We start from the raw sequence: 20,223 nt of genomic DNA, 5'->3' as shown, positions 1-20,223 counted from the left end.
AATGGCTGCCCTATATCGTAAAAGGCAGCGGCAATCTCAGAGTCATATTTGTAGCAGAAAGTTCCGCTTTTACCGCCAGAATTTCTACCCCCTGACCTTGTGCTTCCTTTAACAATCGTGCGTATTTCTCATCAATATGGCGCGCTGGAGAAAAATGTTCAACGGCTGAATGCAGCACGGCAAACAGTATAACGGCGCGGTCGCCGCTGGCCGCTACGCTCATTAACTCACGCAGATGCTTTTGTCCGCGTAGCGTAACTGCATCAGGGAAAAAACCGCATTCCCGCTCGGCGAGCGTTACTGATTTAACTTCAATATAGCAGTTGCGGCGGCCATCTGCCTGTAACAGAAAATCAATTCTGCTGCCTTCGGCACCATATTTCACTTCATTTTTCAGTGTGCTGTAACCCAGCAGCTCAGGCAGGCGGTTTTGCTGCAGCGCTTCCTTCGTTAAGGTATTCGCGCGAAGCGTATTAACGCAAATAAAGTCGCCCTGCTGGGTTTGCGTTAATTCCCAGGTATGCGGATATTTGCGTTTAGCACTTTCTGATGTGGAATACCACACCGTATCGCCAGGCGTGGCACAACCGGTCATTGCGCCAGTATTGGGGCAATGAATTGTCAGCGTTTCGCCTTCTGGGGTGATCACATCGGCAAGGAACCGCTTATAGCGCTGAATAAGCGTGGCGGAGCGAAGGGGGGGCGAAAATTCCATGACCTATCCTTTTTATGTGTTTAGCGTCCAGCGGTTTAACGCCGTGTAACGCAGACGTCCTCCGGCAAACTGCGATTCATATAAGACAAATTCTGTTACAGGAAAAGTCCAGCGAAAGCCCGGCGGCGGTATCGTGACCGCATGGCTTGCATCGCGTAGCAGTGTGATATGCGGATGAAACGGCGTCGGGCTTTGCCAGCATCCGCTACGTGCAGCCTGGGCGCGCAGCATGTCCGCCAGTTGCAACAGTCCGCGTGGTGACTGGCGACAGCCCAGCCAGACAACACGTGAACGCAGCCATTGCCCGGCGTCATCCAGTTGTAGCGTAAAGCCTGGCTGGCGAATGCGCCCGGCCAGCGTTTCCAGAGCACGCTGTTTTTCTGCACTCACTTCCCCTAAAAACGCCAGCGTCAGATGTAAGTTTGCTGCCGCAACAGCCCGTCCGGCATCCTGCGGGAAATGTTCCGCCCGCCAGCGCACCACCTCCTGTCGGATGGTATCGGGCAATTCGATGGCGAAAAACAGCCTTCTCGATTCAGACATGGCGGGCACTCTGTTAGGGTTTGTCGCGATGCTACAATGGCAGGCGGATGCCCGCAAATGCTTCGGCGCTCCAAAGCGCCGCAGTTCATGTACAATTGGCAGCGTCCTTATCAATGTGAGTCCTCTGGAGCCTTGTGTGTCCTTACTGCCGGTTTCTGCCGTTTTACCCGACCTTCTCAATGCGTTACAGCGCGCCCCCCAGGTATTACTGACCGCTCCAACAGGCGCGGGGAAGTCAACCTGGCTGCCGCTGCAATTGTTGCAGCAGAGCGGAATTGACGGGCGTATTTTACTGCTTGAACCGCGCAGACTGGCTGCCCGTAACGTGGCGCAACGTCTGGCGGAGCTGCTTGATGAGGAGCCCGGCGACACCGTCGGCTACCGGATGAGAGCCCAAACCTGTGTTGGGCCGAATACGCGACTGGAGGTGGTGACTGAGGGGATCCTGACGCGAATGATTCAGCACGATCCCGAACTGAGCGGCGTTGGTCTGGTGATCCTTGATGAATTTCACGAACGTAGTCTGCAGGCCGATCTGGCGCTGGCGCTGTTACTGGATGTTCAGCAGGGATTGCGTGACGACCTTAAGCTGCTGGTCATGTCAGCCACCCTTGATAACAGCCGTCTGCAGACGCTTCTTCCGGATGCGCCACTGATTATTTCAGAGGGGCGTATGCACCCGGTAGAGCGGCGTTATCAGGCATTAAGTCTTCACCAGCGCTTTGACGAGGCGGTCGCGATGGCGACCGCCGATCTGCTGCGTTCGCAATCGGGGTCATTGTTACTGTTTTTGCCGGGGGTAGGGGAAATCCAGCGCGTACAGGAACAACTGGCCAGCCGGGTCTCTGACGATGTGTTGCTCTGCCCGTTGTATGGGGCGCTGTCGCTCAATGAACAACGCAAAGCCATTCTTCCGCCACCAGTAGGTAAAAGAAAAGTGGTGCTGGCCACGAATATCGCTGAGACCAGCCTGACCATTGAGGGCATTCGCCTGGTTGTGGACAGCGCCCAGGAGCGTGTGGCCCGTTTTGACTCACGAACAGGATTAACGCGGCTTGTCACCCAGCGCGTGAGCCAGGCATCAATGACACAGCGTGCCGGGCGTGCCGGACGCCTTGAGCCGGGAATCTGTTTGCATCTGACAGGTAAAGAACAGGCCGAAAGGGCGGCGGTCCAGAGCGAGCCGGAGATTTTACAAAGCGATGTGTCTGGCCTGTTGATGGAGTTGTTACAGTGGGGATGCCAGGATCCGGCGCAACTTAACTGGCTGGATTTACCGCCGACGACTAACCTTGCCGCAGCGAAGCGATTGTTGACGCAACTGCGGGCGCTCGACGGTGATCGCCTGTCGCCATTGGGGAAGAAAATGGCATCGTTGGGTAATGATCCTCGACTTGCCGCGATGTTAGCGAGTGCTGGCAGTGCGGATGAAGTGGCAACGGCGGCGAAACTGGCTGCCATCCTTGAAGATCCGCCACGCGGTGGCAACACCGATTTGAGTGTCGCTTTTTCACGCCATCAGCCTCAGTGGCAGCAGCGGGCCCGACAACTGATTCGGCGGTTGAAAAGTGCGGAAGGGGAGCCCGATAACGACCTGTTGGCGCCATTGCTTGCCAGCGCTTTTGCTGACCGTATTGCGCGCAGGCGCGGCCAGGACGGACGATATCAACTGGCAAACGGAATGGGCGCGATGCTGGATGCAGATGATGCGCTTAATCGCCATGAATGGCTGCTTGCGCCGCTGCTGTTACAGGGAAGCCAGTCGCCGGATGCCCGCATTTTGCTGGCGCTGCCGCTGGACATCGATCGGTTATTGGCGGCCTGTCCGTACATTATTGAGTCGTCTGACTCTGTGGAATGGGATGAAGCCCAGGGAACCTTAAAGGCGTTTCGTCGTAGCCGGATTGGCCAACTGACGGTGAAGGTTCAGCCGCTGGCGAAGCTACCGGAAGAAGAACTCCATCAGGCGATGCTCAACGGGATACGCGAGAAGGGGCTGGATGTCCTTAACTGGACGCCAGAGGCGAAACAGCTACGCCTGCGTTTACACTGCGCGGCGAAATGGTTGCCGGAAGAGTCATGGCCTGCGGTAGATGATGCTTCGCTGCTTGCTTCTCTGGAAAGCTGGTTGTTGCCACAAATGGGGGGCGTGCATTCCCTTCGCGCGCTGAAAGCGCTGGATGTGGAGGAAGCATTAAAGGCTTTCTTACCCTGGCCTTTGCGTCAACGTCTGGATAGTGAACTGCCTGGGCATTACACTGTGCCGACGGGAAGCCGGATTGCCATTCGTTATCATGAGGATAATCCGCCCGCTCTGGCGGTACGTATGCAGGAGATGTTTGGTGAGGCGACGACCCCTGTTATTGCTCAGGGGCGCATTGCGCTGGTGCTGGAACTGCTTTCGCCAGCTCAGCGTCCATTGCAAATTACGCGCGATTTAGCGGCCTTCTGGCAGGGCGCGTACCGTGAAGTGCAAAAAGAGATGAAAGGGCGCTACCCGAAACATGTCTGGCCGGACGATCCGGCAAATACCGCACCGACGCGGCGCACGAAAAAGTATTCGTAGTTGAGGGCAGGGCAGGCTGACGCCCTCACCCTGGCCCTCTCCCACCGGGAGAGGGAGCAGACACTAAAGATTTTCTCGTTGAGAACATCTTGCTGTTGGTTTTTGAGAGATTTCTTCTTCTGCCTGGAGGCGGAAGAACTGAGAATCAGGCCCTTGCGCCTGAATGTTGCGGAGAGAGAGCATGGCGGGGAATGACCGCGAGCCAATTGGACGTAAGAGCAGACCTTCACGTCCGGCAAAAGAGAAAGTAAGTCGTCGTCGAGTCAGAGAAGAGGAATACGACGATTACGAAGATGATGATGGCGATGAGCAGGACTCAGCGCCACGCAAAGGGAAAGGTAAAGGCGGTAAACCTCGCGGTAAGCGCCGTTGGTTCTGGTTGCTGTTGAAAATTTGTATCGTGGGTGCGGTGCTGCTGGCTATTTATGGCGTGTACCTGGATCAGAAGATCCGTAGCCGTATCGATGGCAAAGTGTGGCAACTGCCGGCGGCCGTGTATGGCCGTATGGTCAACCTTGAACCGGATATGCCCATCAGCAAAAACGAGATGGTTAAACTGCTGGAAGCCACGCAGTACCGTCAGGTGACGAAGATGACGCGTCCTGGCGAGTTTACCGTGCAGGCGAAAAGCATTGAGATGATCCGCCGTCCATTTGACTTCCCTGACAGTAAAGAGGGGCAGGTCCGCGCACGCCTGACGTTTGATGGCGACCGACTCGATAGCATAGAGAACATGGACAGCAATCGTCAGTTCGGTTTCTTCCGTCTCGATCCGCGTTTGATCACCATGCTTTCGTCGCCTAATGGCGAACAGCGTCTGTTTGTACCGCGCAGTGGCTTCCCGGATCTGCTGGTGGATACGCTGCTGGCGACCGAAGACCGCCATTTCTACGAGCATGACGGTATCAGCTTCTACTCGATTGGTCGTGCGGTGCTGGCAAACCTCACTGCCGGACGTACGGTGCAGGGGGCGAGTACACTGACCCAGCAACTGGTGAAAAACCTGTTCCTGAGCAGCGAGCGCTCCTACTGGCGTAAGGCTAACGAAGCCTATATGGCGTTGATTGTCGATGCCCGTTACAGCAAGGATCGTATCCTTGAGCTGTACATGAACGAAGTTTACCTCGGGCAGAGCGGCGATAATGAAATCCGTGGTTTCCCGCTGGCAAGCCTTTACTACTTTGGCCGTCCGGTGGAAGAGTTGAGTCTTGATCAGCAGGCTATGTTGGTCGGAATGGTGAAAGGGGCCTCAATCTACAACCCGTGGCGTAACCCTAAACTGGCCCTGGAGCGACGTAACCTTGTCCTGCGCCTGATGCAAGAACAGAAGGTGATTGACCAGGAGTTGTACGACATGCTCAGCGCCCGTCCGCTCGGCGTACAACCGCGCGGTGGCGTGATTTCACCGCAGCCTGCGTTTATGCAGATGGTTCGCCAGGAGCTACAGGCTAAACTCGGCGATGATAAAGTGAAGGACTTGTCGGGCGTGAAGATTTTCACCACCTTTGATTCTATTGCGCAGGACGCGGCAGAAAAAGCGGCGGTGGAGGGCATTCCTGCCTTGATCAAGCAGCGTAAACTGGACGATCTGGAAACCGCAATGGTGGTTGTGGATCGCTTCAGTGGCGAGGTGCGTGCGATGGTGGGTGGGGCAACGCCGCAGTTTGCAGGCTATAACCGTGCAATGCAGGCGCGCCGCTCTATCGGCTCGCTGGCAAAACCGGCGACCTACCTGACAGCATTAAGCCAGCCGGATAAATTCCGTCTGAACACCTCTATTGCCGATGCGCCGATTTCACTACGTCTGTCGAATGGTCAGACCTGGGCACCGCAGAACGATGATCATCGCTTTAGCGGCCAGGTGATGCTGGTGGATGCGTTAACGCGTTCCATGAACGTGCCGACGGTTAACCTCGGGATGGCGATGGGCCTGCCTGCGGTGACCGATACCTGGTTGAAATTAGGCGCGCCTAAAGATCAGTTGACGGCTAACCCATCTATGCTGCTGGGGGCGCTTAACCTGACGCCGATAGAAGTGGCGCAAGCCTTCCAGACCATCGCCAGCGGTGGTAACCGTGCAACGTTGTCTGCACTGCGTTCAGTTATTGCAGAAGATGGCACGGTGCTCTACCAGAGTTACCCGCAGTCTGAGCGCGCGGTGCCCGCGCAGGCGGCCTACCTGACGCTGTGGACCATGCAGCAGGTTGTCCAGCGTGGTACGGGCCGTCAGCTCGGTGCGAAATATCCGGGGCTGCATCTGGCAGGGAAAACCGGTACCACCAACAATAACGTCGACACCTGGTTTGCCGGTATTGACGGGCGTGAAGTGACGATTACCTGGGTTGGGCGTGATAATAACCAGCCAACGAAGCTGTACGGTGCGAGCGGGGCGATGGCTATCTATCAGCGCTACCTGGCAAACCAGTCGCCGATTCCGTTGGATCTGACGCCGCCGGAAGATATCACCACCATGAGCGTGGATGATATGGGCAACTTCGTTTGTGGCGGCGGTGGTACGCGTTCACTGCCGGTCTGGACGACCAGTCCGGAAACGCTGTGCCAGCAAAACCCGATGATGCAGCAACCGCAGCCGGGTAATCCGTTCGATCAGTCAACCCCGCCGCCGCAACAGCAGCAGCCTCAACAACAGCCACCGCAACAGCAAGAGAAGAGCGATGGTGTCGCAGGCTGGATTAAAGATATGTTCGGCAGTAACTAACTCTCAAACCCCCGGTCACCCGACCGGGGGTTTTTCATTTTGGCTAGCCTCAAACATCCCTCTAACGTCGTTTTAAATCCTTTTTAATGCCTTATTAACGCCTTACTTTTTACCTGGTTGTTTATTAATCCCTCACACTGCACAGGGCCGCTTAGCGCTTGCTATGCGGTCAACGCTTCGCATATTATGCTGCCGTCATAATAATAATTATCGTTTACGTTATCATTCACTCATTGTCAGAGAATAAACAATGGCGCGTCAAAAAACTGCTCAGCCAGTCAACACCTCGCTGCGTAAACTCGCAGTAGTTGTAGCCACAGCGGTTAGCGGCATGTCTGTCTATGCACAGGCTGCAACGACCCAACCCGAAGACACCGTTACCGTAACCTCCAGTAGTACGGCTCCACAGGAAAATGCATGGGGCCCGGCGGCGACGATTGCCGCGCGCCACTCCGCGACGGCTACCAAAACCGACACCCCAATTGAGAAGACCCCGCAGTCGATCTCGGTGGTAACCAGCGAAGAGATGGCCCTGCATCAGCCTAAGTCCGTGAAGGAAGCGCTGAGCTACACGCCGGGTGTTGCCGTTGGGACGCGTGGCGCATCCAACACCTATGACTATCTTGTTATCCGTGGGTTTGCGGCGGATGGTCAGAGCCAGAATAACTACCTCGACGGTATGAAGATGCAGGGCAACTTCTACAACGACGCGGTGATTGATCCTTACATGCTTGAACGTGCTGAAATCCTGCGCGGCCCGGCTTCTGTGCTGTACGGTAAGAGCAGCCCGGGTGGGTTACTAAACATGGTCAGCAAGCGTCCAACCACCACGCCGCTGTATGAAGTCCAGTTCAAGATGGGCACCGATAACCTGTACCAGACAGGTTTTGATTTCAGCGATGCGCTGGATGATAACGGCGTTTATTCTTATCGTTTGACCGGTCTGGCGCGCTCCGCTAACGCCCAGCAGGAAGGGGCAAAAGAGCAGCGCTACACCATTGCGCCGTCTTTCAGCTGGCGTCCTGATGACAAAACGAACTTCACATTCCTCTCTTATTTCCAGAACGAACCGGATACCGGTTACTACGGCTGGTTACCGAAAGAGGGAACCGTTCAGCCGCTGCCAAATGGCTCTCGCCTGCCGACCGACTTCAACGAAGGCGCGAAGAACAACACCTATTCCCGTAATGAGAAAATGGTGGGCTACAGCTTCGAACATGGCTTTAACGATACCTTCACTCTGCGCCAGAACCTGCGTTTTGCTGAGAATAAAACCGCTCAGAACAGCGTATATGGCTACGGTATGTGTTCCGATAAGCTCTATTCTGCCAGCCCGTCTACCAGCCCTTGTGCGGGCATTCCACAGTCTGAATGGGGGCACACGCTGACGCGTCAGTACGTGATTGACAGCGAAAAACTGCAGACCTTCACTGTCGATACCCAATTGCAGAGCAAATTTGCAACCGGTGCTATTGATCATACCCTGCTGACGGGGGTCGATTTTATGCGCATGCGCAACGATATTGACTCTTATTTTGGCTACGCCGGTTCTGTCACTCCGTCTGATATCTACAATCTTGACCGGAGCGATTTTGACTTCGGTGCACATGACGGTCCATCCGGCCCTTACCGCGTGCTGGTTAAACAGAAACAGACCGGTGTGTATGCGCAGGACCAGGCGCAGTGGGATAAAGTACTGGTCACACTCGGTGGTCGTTACGACTGGGCGAAGCAGGATTCCCTGAACCGTGACTATGGCACTCATCCCGAGCGCGACGATAATCAATTCACCTGGCGCGGCGGTGTTAACTACCTGTTCGACAATGGGGTAACGCCATACTTTAGCTATAGCGAATCCTTCGAACCGGCATCAACAACGGGTGCTGACGGTGCTATTTTTGCTCCGTCTAAAGGTAAGCAGTACGAAGCGGGTGTGAAATATGTGCCGAAAGATCGTCCGATTGTCCTGACCGGTGCGCTATACCAACTGACCAAAACCAACAACCTGATGGGTGATCCTGCAGGTTCCGTATGGTCTGTTGAAGGTGGTGAAATCCGCGCTCGTGGCGTTGAAGTTGAAGCAAAAGCCGCCTTGTCTGCCAGCATCAACGTGGTCGGTTCTTATACCTACACCGATGCTGAGTACACCACTGATACCAACTACAAAGGCAACACTCCTGCCCAGGTGCCAAAACACATGGCATCACTGTGGGGTGACTACACCCTCTTTGATGGTGCGCTCTCTGGGCTGACGCTGGGTACCGGCGCTCGCTTCACTGGTTCCAGCCAGGGCGACCCGGCGAATACCTTCAAAGTAGGAAGCTACACGTTAGTTGACGCGCTGGTGCGTTACGATCTGGCGCGCGTGGGTATGGCGGGCTCCAGTGTGGCGTTACACGTGAACAACCTGTTCGATCGCGAGTACGTCGCAAGTTGCTTTAATACCTATGGTTGCTTCTGGGGGGCTGAGCGTCAGGTGGTGGCGACAGCAACCTTCCGCTTCTAATCTCTTTTCGGGCACGGTTCGCCGTGCCCTTTTAAAAGTTGGCACTCATGCAGGAAAACAACACACTTCCCGATACCACGTTTCAACTCACCGACGTCACGTTCAGTGTGCCTGGCCGCACGCTGCTGCATCCCCTTTCTCTGACCTTTCCGGTTGGCAAAGTCACTGGCCTTATCGGACATAACGGTTCTGGTAAATCCACATTGCTGAAAATGCTGGGGCGTCATCGGCCGCCTTCGCAGGGTGATGTTCTGCTGGACGGACAGCCGCTGGCGAGCTGGAGCAGTAAATCCTTTGCCCGCAAGGTGGCCTATTTGCCGCAGCAGTTGCCGCAGGCGGAAGGGATGACGGTACGTGAACTGGTGGCGATTGGCCGGTATCCGTGGCATGGTGCATTGGGCCGTTTTGGTGTGGCTGACAAAGAGAAAGTGGAAGAGGCCATAACGCTGGTTGGACTCAAACCGCTGGCGCATCGCCTGGTTGATAGTCTGTCCGGCGGCGAGCGTCAGCGTGCATGGATTGCCATGCTGGTGGCGCAGGATAGCCGTTGCCTGCTGCTTGATGAACCAACCTCCGCACTGGATATCGCTCATCAGGTGGATGTGCTGGCGCTGGTGCACCGTTTGAGCCAGCAGCGTGGGCTGACGGTGATTGCGGTGTTACACGATATCAATATGGCGGCGCGCTATTGCGATTATCTGGTTGCCTTGCGCGGCGGTGAAATGATTGCGCAGGGGACACCGGAGACACTCATGCGTGCGGATACACTGGAACACATTTACGGGATCCCGATGGGGATTCTTCCTCACCCTTCAGGTGCAGCCCCGGTGAGCTTTGTCTATTGATGGATGGCCTGAATCTGATTAGCCGGCGCCGTCTGTTGACGATGATGGCGCTTTCTCCACTGCTGTGGCAGATGCGCAGCGCTCAGGCCGCAGAGATCGACACCCGGCGCATTGTCGGGCTGGAGTGGCTGCCGGTCGAGTTACTGCTGGCGCTGGGGATTAGGCCTTACGGCATCGCCGATATTCCCAATTACAACCTGTGGGTGAATGAGCCTGCGCTCCCTGCTGGGGTGATTGACGTTGGGCTACGCACTGAGCCTAATCTGGAACTGCTTACGCAGATGAAACCCTCTTTCCTTGTCTGGTCTGCCGGATATGGCCCCTCTGCCGACGTGCTGGCGAGAATCGCGCCGGGGCAGGGGTTCAGTTTTAGCGACGGTAAGAAGCCGCTGGCGACGGCAAGAAAATCTCTTAATGAGATGGCGCGTCTGTTCCGGATGGAAGCGGCGGCGAAAGCGCATCTGGAACTGTTTGATAGCTTTATAGCCGAGAGAAAACCGCATTTCAGACAGCGCGGGGAACGCCCGTTGTTGATGATGACATTGCTCGATGCTCGCCACATGCTGGTCTTTACCCGCAACTGCCTGTTCCAGGAAGTCCTGGACGAATTTGGTATTCAAAACGCCTGGCAGGGGGAAACCACGTTCTGGGGAAGCACCGCCGTGGGGATTGATCGCCTGGCGATGTATAAAGATGTTGATGTTCTCTGTTTTGACCACGGTAATGATACTGAGATGCGTAAGCTGATGGCGACCCCGTTGTGGCAGGCGATGCCATTTGTGCGCTCTGGCCGATTCCAGCGCGTACCTGCCGTCTGGTTCTATGGCGCGACGCTCTCTGCCATGCACTTTGTGCGCGTCCTGGATGACGCACTCGGGGGCAAGGTATGAGAAGGCCATTTGCGTTACTGCCCGGCCTGCTACTGGCGGGGTTATTCATTGCTGGCGCCTGGCTAACCTGGTTGAATTTTAATGCCGCACTTCCCCGCGCACAGTGGGGACAGGCACTCTTTACGCCCAGCGTTGATGTGATTGAGCAGATGTTGTTCCACTACAGCCTGCTGCCAAGACTGGTGATTTCGCTGTTAGTCGGGGCTGGTCTGGGGCTGGTGGGCGTCCTGTTCCAGCAGGTGTTACGTAACCCGCTGGCAGAGCCTACAACACTCGGTGTTTCTACCGGCGCGCAACTGGGCATTACGGTTACTACGCTATGGGCGCTGCCAGGCGCGTTGACGACACAGTTTGCCGCCCTGGCCGGAGCCTGCGTGGTTGGGGCGCTGGTCTTCGGCGTTGCCTGGGGTAAACGGCTTTCTCCGGTAACGCTCATTCTGGCGGGGCTGGTGGTGAGCCTCTACTGCGGAGCGGTGAATCAGCTGTTGGTGATTTTCCACCACGATGCGCTGCAAAGCATGTTCCTGTGGAGCACCGGTACGCTCACTCAGACTGACTGGCGCGGCGTGCAGCACCTCTGGCCGCAGTTGATCGGCGGCGTGGTGCTCACCTTTTTGTTGTTACGACCATTAACGCTGATGGGGCTGGATGATGGCGTTGCCCGCAACCTGGGCCTCGCGTTATCCCTGGTTCGTCTGGCTGCGCTTACGCTTGCGATCGTGCTCAGCGCATTGCTGGTGAATGCGGTCGGTATTATCGGTTTTATTGGACTGTTTGCCCCCCTGCTGGCGAGAATGCTCGGTGCGCGGCGACTGCTGGCGCGTCTGATGCTGGCGCCGCTGATTGGTGCCCTCATTCTTTGGCTATCTGACCAGCTTATCCAGTGGCTCGCCCGCGTATGGATGGAGGTCTCAACAGGATCTATGACTGCGCTGATTGGCGCGCCGCTGCTGCTGTGGCTGCTGCCGCGTTTACGCAGTATGAGTGCACCTTCAATGGATGTCGGGGACAATGTGCCTGCGGAGCGGCAAAACGTGCCATGGTTTGCGCTGGCAGGGCTGGTTGTGCTGCTGCTGGGCGTACTGGTGGCGCTTTCGTTCGGGCGTGACGCGGAGGGCTGGCGCTGGATTAGCGGTACGATGCTCGACGAGCTGATGCAGTGGCGTTTGCCGCGGATTATCGCCGCGCTGACTGCCGGGATCATGCTGGCGGTGTCCGGGTGTATTATTCAGCGCCTGACGGGTAACCCAATGGCAAGCCCGGAAGTGCTTGGAATAAGTTCCGGAGCGGCTTTCGGTGTTGTGGTTATGCTGTTCTTCGTGCCGGGGAATGCGTTTGGCTGGCTGATGCCAGCCGGAAGTCTCGGCGCGGCCATTACGCTGCTTATCATTCTGATTGCCGCCGGTCGCGGCGGTTTTTCGCCACACCGTATGCTACTGGCCGGGATGGCGCTCAGTACCGCGTTCACCATGCTGCTTATGATGTTGCAGGCAAGTGGCGATCCGCGCATGGCGAAGATCCTGACGTGGATTTCCGGCTCGACCTATCACGCGACCTTTGAGCAGGTGATACGTACGGGGCTGATGATGATCGTGCTCCTGGCGCTGGTGCCGCTATGTCGTCGCTGGTTGACGGTATTGCCGCTGGGCGGTGATACGGCGCGTTCGGTGGGGATGGCGTTGACCACATCGCGTATTGGGCTATTGTTGCTGGCGGCGGCGTTAACGGCAACCGCAACGATGACCATTGGGCCGCTGAGTTTTATCGGTCTGATGGCACCGCATATTGCGCGTATGATGGGTTTTCGCCGTACCATGCCGCATATCGTTATGTCCGCACTGACTGGTGGGCTACTGCTGGTGTTTGCCGACTGGTGCGGGCGGATGATGATGTTTCCCTACCAGGTCCCTGCGGGTCTGCTGTCAACCTTTATTGGCGCGCCGTATTTTATCTATTTGTTGAGAAAGCAGAGTCGGTAATCGGTGGATTACCGTTGTGCGCCAGAATTTGTAGCCCCGGTAAGCGTCGCGTTACCGGGGAATGTCCCGGATGACGACGCAAGCGCTTTACCCGGGCTACGATTTTTATGGCTGCACTGGCTCGTCAGCGATTACAGTTTCGCAAACACGCGGCGTGCTGCATCAACCGTATTGCGGATATCCTCTTCACTGTGCGCGACGGACATAAAGCCTGCTTCAAAGGCTGACGGAGCAAAATAGACACCCTCTTCAAGCATGAGGTGGAAGAAGCGTTTAAAGCGTTCAACATCGCAGGCGACCACATCCTGGTAGCAGGTGACTTCCGGCGCATCGGTAAAGAACAGACCGAACATCCCGCCGACGTGGTTGACCACCAGTGGAATACCCTGGCCGTGCGCCGCATCAATCAGGCCATCCGCCAGCAAGGCCGTCAGATCATTTAGCGTTTCATGCACGCCCACCTGTGACACTTCGGTCAGGCACGCGTAGCCCGCAGCCATGGCAATAGGGTTGCCGGAGAGTGTACCAGCCTGGTAGACCGGACCTGTCGGCGCCAGTGCTTCCATGATATCGCGACGACCGCCAAATGCGCCCACCGGCATTCCACCGCCGATAATTTTACCCAGGCAAGTCAGATCCGGCGTGACGTCATAATAAGATTGCGCACCGGCCAGCGCGACGCGAAAGCCGGTCATCACTTCATCAATAATCAGCAACGCGCCGAATTCATCGCAGAGCGCGCGCAGACCCGGCAGGAAGCCCTCTTTCGGCGGTATGCAGTTCATATTACCCGCGACCGGCTCGACGATAATACAGGCGATGTCCTGCGGATATTGCTCGAAGGCTTCGCGAACGCTCGACAGATCGTTATAGGTGCAGGTCAGGGTGTGTCTGGCGAAATCCGCAGGTACACCCGGCGAGTTTGGCTGGCCCAGCGTTAGCGCGCCGGAGCCGGCTTTGACCAGCAGGCAATCTGCATGACCGTGGTAGCAGCCTTCAAATTTGATAATTTTGTCGCGACCGGTAAAACCGCGGGCGAGACGAATCGCACTCATGGTGGCTTCGGTACCCGAGTTCACCATACGCACCATATCCATGGTCGGTACCAGTTGAGTTACCAGTTCGGCCATTTTCACTTCCATCTCGGTCGGTGCGCCAAAGCTCAGGCCGCGCTGGGCGGCTTCAATCACCGCATTACGAATGGCCGGGTGGTTATGACCCAGTACCATCGGACCCCAGGAACCGACGTAATCAATGTAAGCTTTGCCGTCGGCGTCGTAGAGGTAAGCGCCGTCTGCCCGTTCAATAAACAGCGGCGTGCCTCCTACGCCGGTGAAGGCGCGTACCGGCGAGTTAACGCCGCCGGGGATAAGTTCGCGTGCGGCGCTGTAGAGGTTTTCTGACTTACTCATGAAATCGTTCCTGGTTTGTTAAAAACAATAGGGCTTATTCTAAGGGATTCCTGGAAGAGGATAAAAGTATTGCGCACGGAAAGGATAGCCGCCTCAGGGGGAGAATACTTGAACGAATAACCAGGGTAATAGATAATAGCCAAAATGATCGGGTTATTATTTGCCCAGATCGCAGTATGAATGGGAGCGAAAAATGAGTGATGATGTAGCGCTGCCGCTGCAGTTTACCGACGCAGCAGCCAGTAAAGTTAAAAACCTGATTGCGGATGAAGACAATCCGAACCTGAAACTGCGTGTCTATATTACTGGCGGCGGTTGCAGTGGCTTCCAGTATGGTTTCACGTTTGACGACCAGATCAACGATGGCGACATGACCATTGAGAAACAGGGCGTTGGCCTTGTTGTTGACCCGATGAGCCTGCAATATCTGGTGGGTGGTTCGGTTGATTATACCGAAGGTCTGGAAGGTTCCCGCTTTGTGGTGACTAACCCGAACGCGACAAGCACCTGCGGTTGTGGATCCTCATTCAGCATTTGATCCCTGTTCGGATGCCATAAGAAAGCCGTGTCACTGACACGGCTTTTTGTTATCTGCCATTCTCATCGAGTGCAAACGTTGGCAGTTTGAGATGCCAGCGTATGGCGGCAAGGCGAATGCCCAGCGTGACTACCATCCCAAGCATTGCGGCGTTTTCCAGTGGTACATCAAAGGCGTAAGCCGCTGTTGAATGCACAATGCCGCCAATAATACAGGCGGTGGCATAGATTTCCGTTCGCAGGATCATAGGGACTTCGCGCGCCAGCACATCACGAATGATCCCGCCGCCAACCCCGGTCAGCACACCCATACCCGTTGCGACCAGGGGGCCGGTACCGGCCATGAACGCTTTGTTTACCCCAATACCGACAAACACAGCCAGACCGACGGCGTCCAGCACTGGCAGAACCCACTTCGGCAGGCGTCTTGGCTGGCGAACCAGCAAAATCGTCAGCATGCAGGTGACCATGGCGACGACCAGATCGGTCGGATCTTTCACCCAGAACACCGGTCCGTGGGCCAGCGCCATGTCGCGGATCGTGCCGCCACCGACGGCGGTCACCACGCCTAATACCAGCACACCAAAAGGATCCATCCGGAGTTTTCCGGCAAGCAGCACACCTGAGATGGCAAAAACAGCGGTACCGACAATATCCAGCCAGTAGACAAGCATGGTTCAATCCCCGGTTATTTCACCTGCGCCAGGGCAGGGCAGAGTTGTTGAGCGGCGAGGATAATACGCGGACCTGCGCGCTCAAACCAGTCGCTGTTTAGCGGAATGACCGGAATATCGAGCTGTTTGCGCCAGAATTGTTCGATTTTAGGAATTTCGCTCGCATCTCCTGCTACAACGATAGCATGTGGTTCGCGCGCCAGTACTTGCTCACGGCTCACCTGGGGCCAGGGAACCCGGCTGGCGGCAAAAATATTTTCGCCCCCGCAAAGTTCCAGCACTTCGTTTTGTAGCGAGCCCTTACCGCTGGTGAAAAGGGGTTCCCCGCCGAACTGCAGAAAAACGCGTTTTTTGGTCTGTCCGGCGTACTGTTTTTTCAGCTCGTGGTAATGGGCAAGCAGTTCAACTGATGCCTGCTGTGCTTGTTCGGGATGAGGACTGTATTGCGCGAGTTCGGCTAAAGATTCCGCGACCTGTTCGATGGTGACAGCATCCAGCCACAGCACCTTGATACCAAGCCGCTCTAACTGATCAACCTGACGTTCTGCATTGCCGCCGCGCCATGCCAGGACGACGTCGGGTTTTAACGCCACAATCCTCTCAATGTTTAATCCTTGCCAGGTGGCAACTTGCTCGATTTTTTCCGCCTCAGGGGGAAAATTTGAATAGCTGCTGACGCCCACGGGCGTGATGCCAGCGGCAAAGGCCATTTCCGTATTCGCGGGCGAGAGGGAGATTACGCGCGACGCGGCGTTAAGCCACGTCGAAGCAAAAATAAGCAGGGCGGCCAGCGCCCTGAACAGATGTTTAGCCACGGGCCAGGTTCTGCACCAGTGTCTCAACCATCAGGCTGGACTGTTTCGCGGCAACCACCAGGAACTCATCAAAGCTCAGGTGGGATTGCTGGTCTGCCACGTCGGAGATAGCTCGTACTACCACAAACGGCACACCAAAGTTATGGCAAACATGCGCGATAGCAGTGGCTTCCATTTCAACGGCTACCGCCTGCGGGAAGTTATGGCGAATTTTGGCCAGACCTACGGAGCCGTTAATAAAGGCATCGCCGCTGACAATCAGACCGCGAACCGCATTCAGATTGAGCTGTTTAATGCAGCTTTCTGCCGCCGTAATCAGCTTTTCATCCGCTTTAAAGCCCGCCGGACAGCCGGGTAACTGGCCGAACTCGTAGCCAAAGGCAGTGACATCCGCATCGTGGTAGCGAGCTTCGTCAGAGACCACGATATCACCGACTTTCAGCGTTGACGCCAGTCCACCGGCAGAACCTGTATTGATAATCACATCCGGCTTGCAGCGTTCCAGCAGCAGTGTTGCGCCCATTGCGGCGGCCACTTTGCCGATGCCAGATTTCAGCAGGGCGACTTCTGTACCATTCAGCGTACCGGTGTAAATTTCACAGCCGCCAATAGTCAGCGTCTGACGATTTTCGATTTTGTCACGCAACAGCGTAACTTCTTCTTCCATTGCACCAATAATGCCAATTTTCATGGAGATACTCGCTAATGTGATAAGACAGGGTTACGTTTTCAGGGCATAGTCTATCATGGCATACACAATTGCATGATATCCCGTGACGCCTCGCTGACAGGAGAGGAAATGGCTGAGATCGATTTTCGCAAAAAAATAAACTGGCATCGTCGCTACCGCTCACCGCAAGGCGTGAAAACTGAGCGCGAAATCCTGCGCATTTTTGAAAGCGATCGCGGGCGGATAATCAATTCGGCGGCGATTCGCCGTCTGCAGCAAAAAACACAGGTCTTCCCTCTGGAGCGCAACGCGGCAGTACGCACGCGATTGACCCATTCGCTGGAAGTGCAGCAGGTTGGGCGTTACATCGCCAAAGAAGTGTTAAGCCGCCTGAAAGAGCTTCGTCTTCTTGAAACCTATGGCCTGGACGAACTTACAGGTCCGTTTGAAAGTATTGTTGAAATGGCCTGTCTGATGCACGACATCGGTAACCCGCCGTTTGGTCATTTTGGCGAGGCGGCGATAAATGACTGGTTCCGCCATCGCCTGGCACCAGAGGATGCGGCCAGCCAGCCGCTGACGGATGATCGCTGTGAAGTGGTGGTGCTGCGTCTACGTGAGGGGGAGGATTCGCTGAACGCGTTACGTCGCAAAGTACGCCAGGATCTCAGCCATTTCGAAGGTAATGCGCAGGGTATTCGCCTGGTCCACACTCTGATGCGCATGAATCTGACCTGGGCGCAGGTGGGATGCATTTTAAAATATACTCGCCCTGCATGGTGGAGTGGGCCACCGCCATCCTCCCACAGTTATTTAATGAAAAAGCCGGGTTTTTATTTTTCCGAAGAAGCGTATGTTGCACGGCTGCGTAAAGAACTTGATCTTGATACTTACAGTCGTTTCCCATTGACGTGGATAATGGAAGCCGCTGACGATATTTCCTATTGCGTTGCCGATCTTGAAGATGCAGTGGAAAAGCGCATTTTTACCGCGGAACAGCTCTATCAGCATCTCTATGACGCCTGGGGTGAACACAGTAAGGGCTCACTATTTTCTCAGGTGGTGGAAAATGCCTGGGAGAAATCCCGCGCAAATTCATTAAGTCGCAGCGCCGAAGATCAATTCTTTATGTATTTACGTGTAAATACCTTAAATAAACTTGTGCCTTATGCCGCGCAGCGATTTATTGAAAACTTACCGCAAATATTCAGTGGGGAATTCAATCACGCCCTGCTGGAGGATGATAGTGATTACAGTCAGCTCCTTGAACTTTATAAAAATGTCGCCATTAAAGAGGTGTTTAGTCATCCCGATGTTGAGCAACTGGAATTACAGGGATACCGCGTGATCAGTGGGTTGCTGGAGATTTATCGTCCATTGCTGCAATTATCACTGGCCGATTTTTCAGAAATTGTGGAAAAAGATCGCGTTCGACGTTTCCCGATTGAATCGCGCCTGTTCCAGAAGTTATCAACACGCCATCGGCTGGCCTACATTGAGGCCGTGAGCAAATTATCCCGGGACGGGAGCGACTTCGCGATAATGGAATATTATCATCGCTGTCGGCTCATCCAGGATTATATCAGCGGAATGACAGATTTATATGCATGGGATGAATACCGCCGCTTGATGGCGGTTGAATAATCGGTTGAGAATTGTAAAGACGGACAATAAATTTTTACTTTTTCCAAAAACTTAATCCCGGAACTTCACGTTATAAAGCGACTCTGAGTGATACATACACAGCCGTTTGCGTTACCAGTAAAGAGATTGAGAGACATGAAAAAAACAACTTTAGCAATGAGTGCACTGGCGTTGGCTTTAGGCCTGGCGCTGTCCCCTGTTTCCGTGATGGCTGCCGAAACCGCGTCATCGGTATCGACTTCGCAGCAGATGCCAAGCCTGGCGCCGATGCTTGAACAGGTCATGCCATCCGTTGTAAGCATTAACGTTGAAGGCAGCACGACGGTTAACACGCCGCGTATGCCGCGCAATTTCCAGCAGTTCTTCGGTGATAATTCCCCGTTCTGCCAGGATGGTTCTCCATTCCAGGGCTCGCCTTTCTGTCAGGGCGGCGGTGCGCCGGGGGGACAAGGTGGTCCAGGGGAGGATGGCGCTCAGCAGCAGAAATTTATGGCCCTGGGCTCTGGTGTCATTATTGATGCGGCCAAAGGCTATGTAGTGACGAACAACCACGTGGTGGATAACGCGACCTCCATCAAAGTTCAGTTGAGCGATGGCCGTAAATTCGATGCCAAAATCGTTGGTAAAGACCCGCGTTCTGATATCGCGCTGGTGCAAATTCAGGATCCGAAGAACCTGACTGCGATTAAAATTGCCGACTCCGACGCACTGCGCGTAGGTGATTATACCGTTGCTATCGGTAACCCGTTTGGTCTGGGAGAAACTGTGACTTCGGGTATTGTCTCTGCGCTGGGTCGTAGCGGCCTGAACGCGGAAAACTACGAAAACTTTATTCAGACCGATGCGGCGATCAACCGGGGGAACTCCGGTGGTGCGCTGGTTAATCTGAACGGTGAACTGATTGGTATCAATACCGCAATCCTTGCTCCGGATGGCGGCAACATCGGTATCGGCTTTGCGATCCCAAGTACTATGGTGAAAAACCTGACGGCGCAGATGGTCCAGTATGGCCAGGTACGTCGCGGCGAACTGGGCATCATGGGTACTGAACTGAACTCTGAACTGGCGAAAGCGATGAAAGTTGATGCCCAGCGCGGTGCTTTTGTCAGCCAGGTCATGCCGAACTCTGCCGCTGCGAAAGCAGGTGTAAAAGCCGGTGATGTGATTACTTCGCTGAATGGCAAACCAATCAGCAGCTTCGCCGCGCTGCGTGCGGAAGTGGGTTCTATGCCTATCGGCAGTAAGGTACAGCTGGGTCTGGTGCGTGATGGTAAGCCGGTGAATGTAAGCCTCGAACTGCAGCAGAGCAGCCAGAATCAGGTAGATTCCGGCAATATTTTCAGCGGTATAGAAGGTGCTGAAATGAGCAATAACGGTAAAGATGAGGGCGTTGTCGTGAATGTGGTGAAAGCCAACACGCCAGCAGCACGCATCGGCCTCAAGAAAGGGGATATCATCGTTGGGGCGAACCAACAACCAGTGAAAAACCTCGGCGAGTTGCGCAAAATCATCGACAGCAAGCCTTCGGTTCTGGCTTTGAATATTCAGCGTGGTGATACTTCAATCTATCTGCTGATGCAGTAATCCGCATAAACCCTCTTCTTCCATCCGGAAGAAGAGGGTGCTCTCCTCAGATTTTGTGAGGCCTTCCACAACTCCACACTTCCGCCGCCTGCTTTGTGCGTTTGCACAATGTACGACGTAGTTT

General features: G+C 55.2%; 15 protein-coding genes. 9 read left to right on the top strand and 6 right to left on the bottom strand.

Annotated elements, in window-relative coordinates:
* Positions 1 to 10 precede the first annotated feature (10 nt).
* The gene (gene sfsA / locus AAIG39_RS16250; protein WP_090081702.1) at positions 11 to 715 is read right to left on the bottom strand and encodes a DNA/RNA nuclease SfsA; all 705 of its coding nucleotides are present in this window, start codon (positions 713 to 715) and stop codon (positions 11 to 13) included.
* 12 nt (positions 716 to 727) lie between these two features.
* Complete coding sequence (gene thpR, locus AAIG39_RS16245; protein ID WP_090081705.1) at positions 728 to 1,258, bottom strand: RNA 2',3'-cyclic phosphodiesterase; 531 nt, start codon at positions 1,256 to 1,258, stop codon at positions 728 to 730.
* Between the two features lie 136 nt (positions 1,259 to 1,394).
* Here thpR and hrpB point away from each other — a divergent pair, with 136 nt between their 5' ends.
* The 6 genes from hrpB (at position 1,395) to fhuB (ending at position 12,763) form a co-directional block, all read left to right on the top strand.
* Positions 1,395 to 3,824 (top strand): ATP-dependent helicase HrpB, encoded by a 2,430-nt coding sequence (gene hrpB / locus AAIG39_RS16240; protein WP_343194271.1) that lies wholly within the window; start codon positions 1,395 to 1,397, stop codon positions 3,822 to 3,824.
* Between the two features lie 181 nt (positions 3,825 to 4,005).
* Complete coding sequence (gene mrcB, locus AAIG39_RS16235; RefSeq protein ID WP_343194270.1) at positions 4,006 to 6,543, top strand: bifunctional glycosyl transferase/transpeptidase; 2,538 nt, start codon at positions 4,006 to 4,008, stop codon at positions 6,541 to 6,543.
* 250 nt (positions 6,544 to 6,793) lie between these two features.
* Positions 6,794 to 9,049, top strand: a complete 2,256-nt coding sequence (fhuA, locus tag AAIG39_RS16230; RefSeq protein ID WP_343194269.1) for a ferrichrome porin FhuA — start codon at positions 6,794 to 6,796, stop codon at positions 9,047 to 9,049.
* 47 nt (positions 9,050 to 9,096) lie between these two features.
* A complete protein-coding gene (gene fhuC, locus AAIG39_RS16225; RefSeq protein ID WP_343194268.1) occupies positions 9,097 to 9,894 on the top strand; it encodes a Fe3+-hydroxamate ABC transporter ATP-binding protein FhuC in 798 nt (265 codons plus the stop codon).
* Entirely contained in the window at positions 9,894 to 10,784 is an 891-nt protein-coding gene (gene fhuD, locus AAIG39_RS16220; protein WP_090081716.1) for a Fe(3+)-hydroxamate ABC transporter substrate-binding protein FhuD, read from the top strand. The genes fhuC and fhuD overlap by 1 nt, the downstream gene beginning before the upstream one ends.
* Positions 10,781 to 12,763 carry a Fe(3+)-hydroxamate ABC transporter permease FhuB gene (gene fhuB, locus AAIG39_RS16215; RefSeq protein ID WP_343194267.1) on the top strand — a complete coding sequence of 661 codons (1,983 nt, stop codon included), beginning with the start codon at positions 10,781 to 10,783 and terminating at the stop codon, positions 12,761 to 12,763. The genes fhuD and fhuB overlap by 4 nt, the downstream gene beginning before the upstream one ends.
* 131 nt (positions 12,764 to 12,894) lie before the next feature.
* Here fhuB and hemL read toward each other — a convergent pair whose 3' ends face one another.
* On the bottom strand, positions 12,895 to 14,175 hold the full coding sequence (gene hemL, locus AAIG39_RS16210) for a glutamate-1-semialdehyde 2,1-aminomutase (RefSeq protein ID WP_343194266.1): 1,281 nt from the start codon (positions 14,173 to 14,175) through the stop codon (positions 12,895 to 12,897).
* Positions 14,176 to 14,368: 193 nt separating this feature from the next.
* Between hemL and erpA the strand changes: the two genes are divergently transcribed.
* Positions 14,369 to 14,713, top strand: a complete 345-nt coding sequence (gene erpA, locus AAIG39_RS16205) for an iron-sulfur cluster insertion protein ErpA (RefSeq protein ID WP_039078421.1) — start codon at positions 14,369 to 14,371, stop codon at positions 14,711 to 14,713.
* 49 nt (positions 14,714 to 14,762) lie between these two features.
* Here erpA and AAIG39_RS16200 read toward each other — a convergent pair whose 3' ends face one another.
* Genes AAIG39_RS16200 through mtnN form a run of 3 tightly spaced genes read right to left on the bottom strand, consistent with a single transcriptional unit; the run spans position 14,763 to position 16,892 of the window.
* Entirely contained in the window at positions 14,763 to 15,386 is a 624-nt protein-coding gene (locus AAIG39_RS16200) for a TRIC cation channel family protein (protein ID WP_090081723.1), read from the bottom strand.
* A gap of 14 nt (positions 15,387 to 15,400) precedes the next feature.
* Positions 15,401 to 16,201 (bottom strand): vitamin B12 ABC transporter substrate-binding protein BtuF, encoded by an 801-nt coding sequence (gene btuF / locus AAIG39_RS16195; RefSeq protein WP_090081725.1) that lies wholly within the window; start codon positions 16,199 to 16,201, stop codon positions 15,401 to 15,403.
* Positions 16,194 to 16,892 carry a 5'-methylthioadenosine/S-adenosylhomocysteine nucleosidase gene (gene mtnN / locus AAIG39_RS16190; RefSeq protein WP_047371776.1) on the bottom strand — a complete coding sequence of 233 codons (699 nt, stop codon included), beginning with the start codon at positions 16,890 to 16,892 and terminating at the stop codon, positions 16,194 to 16,196. The genes btuF and mtnN overlap by 8 nt, the downstream gene beginning before the upstream one ends.
* 108 nt (positions 16,893 to 17,000) lie before the next feature.
* On the opposite strand from mtnN, the gene dgt reads away from it, so the two are divergent.
* Both dgt and degP read left to right on the top strand, forming a co-directional pair.
* On the top strand, positions 17,001 to 18,515 hold the full coding sequence (dgt, locus tag AAIG39_RS16185; protein ID WP_090081726.1) for a dGTPase: 1,515 nt from the start codon (positions 17,001 to 17,003) through the stop codon (positions 18,513 to 18,515).
* 135 nt (positions 18,516 to 18,650) lie between these two features.
* On the top strand, positions 18,651 to 20,099 hold the full coding sequence (gene degP, locus AAIG39_RS16180) for a serine endoprotease DegP (protein WP_343194265.1): 1,449 nt from the start codon (positions 18,651 to 18,653) through the stop codon (positions 20,097 to 20,099).
* Positions 20,100 to 20,223: the final 124 nt, after the last annotated feature.

Origin of the sequence: Phytobacter palmae, from assembly GCF_039409775.1 — a bacterium.
In the GTDB taxonomy this organism is placed as follows: Bacteria; Pseudomonadota; Gammaproteobacteria; order Enterobacterales; family Enterobacteriaceae; genus Phytobacter; species Phytobacter palmae.
The sequence above is the reverse complement of the archived record's forward strand: the minus strand, read 5'-3'. Positions and strand labels throughout refer to the sequence as shown.

Bases quoted from the DNA above. Each gene is read 5' to 3' on its own strand.
- fhuB (WP_343194267.1), top strand. From the start codon at position 10,781: ATGAGAAGGCCATTTGCGTTACTGCCCGGCCTGCTACTGGCGGGGTTA.
- mrcB (WP_343194270.1), top strand. From the start codon at position 4,006: ATGGCGGGGAATGACCGCGAGCCAATTGGACGTAAGAGCAGACCTTCA.
- thpR (WP_090081705.1), bottom strand. From the start codon at position 1,258: ATGTCTGAATCGAGAAGGCTGTTTTTCGCCATCGAATTGCCCGATACC.
- fhuA (WP_343194269.1), top strand. From the start codon at position 6,794: ATGGCGCGTCAAAAAACTGCTCAGCCAGTCAACACCTCGCTGCGTAAA.
- mtnN (WP_047371776.1), bottom strand. From the start codon at position 16,892: ATGAAAATTGGCATTATTGGTGCAATGGAAGAAGAAGTTACGCTGTTG.
- dgt (WP_090081726.1), top strand. From the start codon at position 17,001: ATGGCTGAGATCGATTTTCGCAAAAAAATAAACTGGCATCGTCGCTAC.
- hemL (WP_343194266.1), bottom strand. From the start codon at position 14,175: ATGAGTAAGTCAGAAAACCTCTACAGCGCCGCACGCGAACTTATCCCC.
- sfsA (WP_090081702.1), bottom strand. From the start codon at position 715: ATGGAATTTTCGCCCCCCCTTCGCTCCGCCACGCTTATTCAGCGCTAT.
- erpA (WP_039078421.1), top strand. From the start codon at position 14,369: ATGAGTGATGATGTAGCGCTGCCGCTGCAGTTTACCGACGCAGCAGCC.
- AAIG39_RS16200 (WP_090081723.1), bottom strand. From the start codon at position 15,386: ATGCTTGTCTACTGGCTGGATATTGTCGGTACCGCTGTTTTTGCCATC.
- fhuC (WP_343194268.1), top strand. From the start codon at position 9,097: ATGCAGGAAAACAACACACTTCCCGATACCACGTTTCAACTCACCGAC.
- degP (WP_343194265.1), top strand. From the start codon at position 18,651: ATGAAAAAAACAACTTTAGCAATGAGTGCACTGGCGTTGGCTTTAGGC.
- fhuD (WP_090081716.1), top strand. From the start codon at position 9,894: ATGGATGGCCTGAATCTGATTAGCCGGCGCCGTCTGTTGACGATGATG.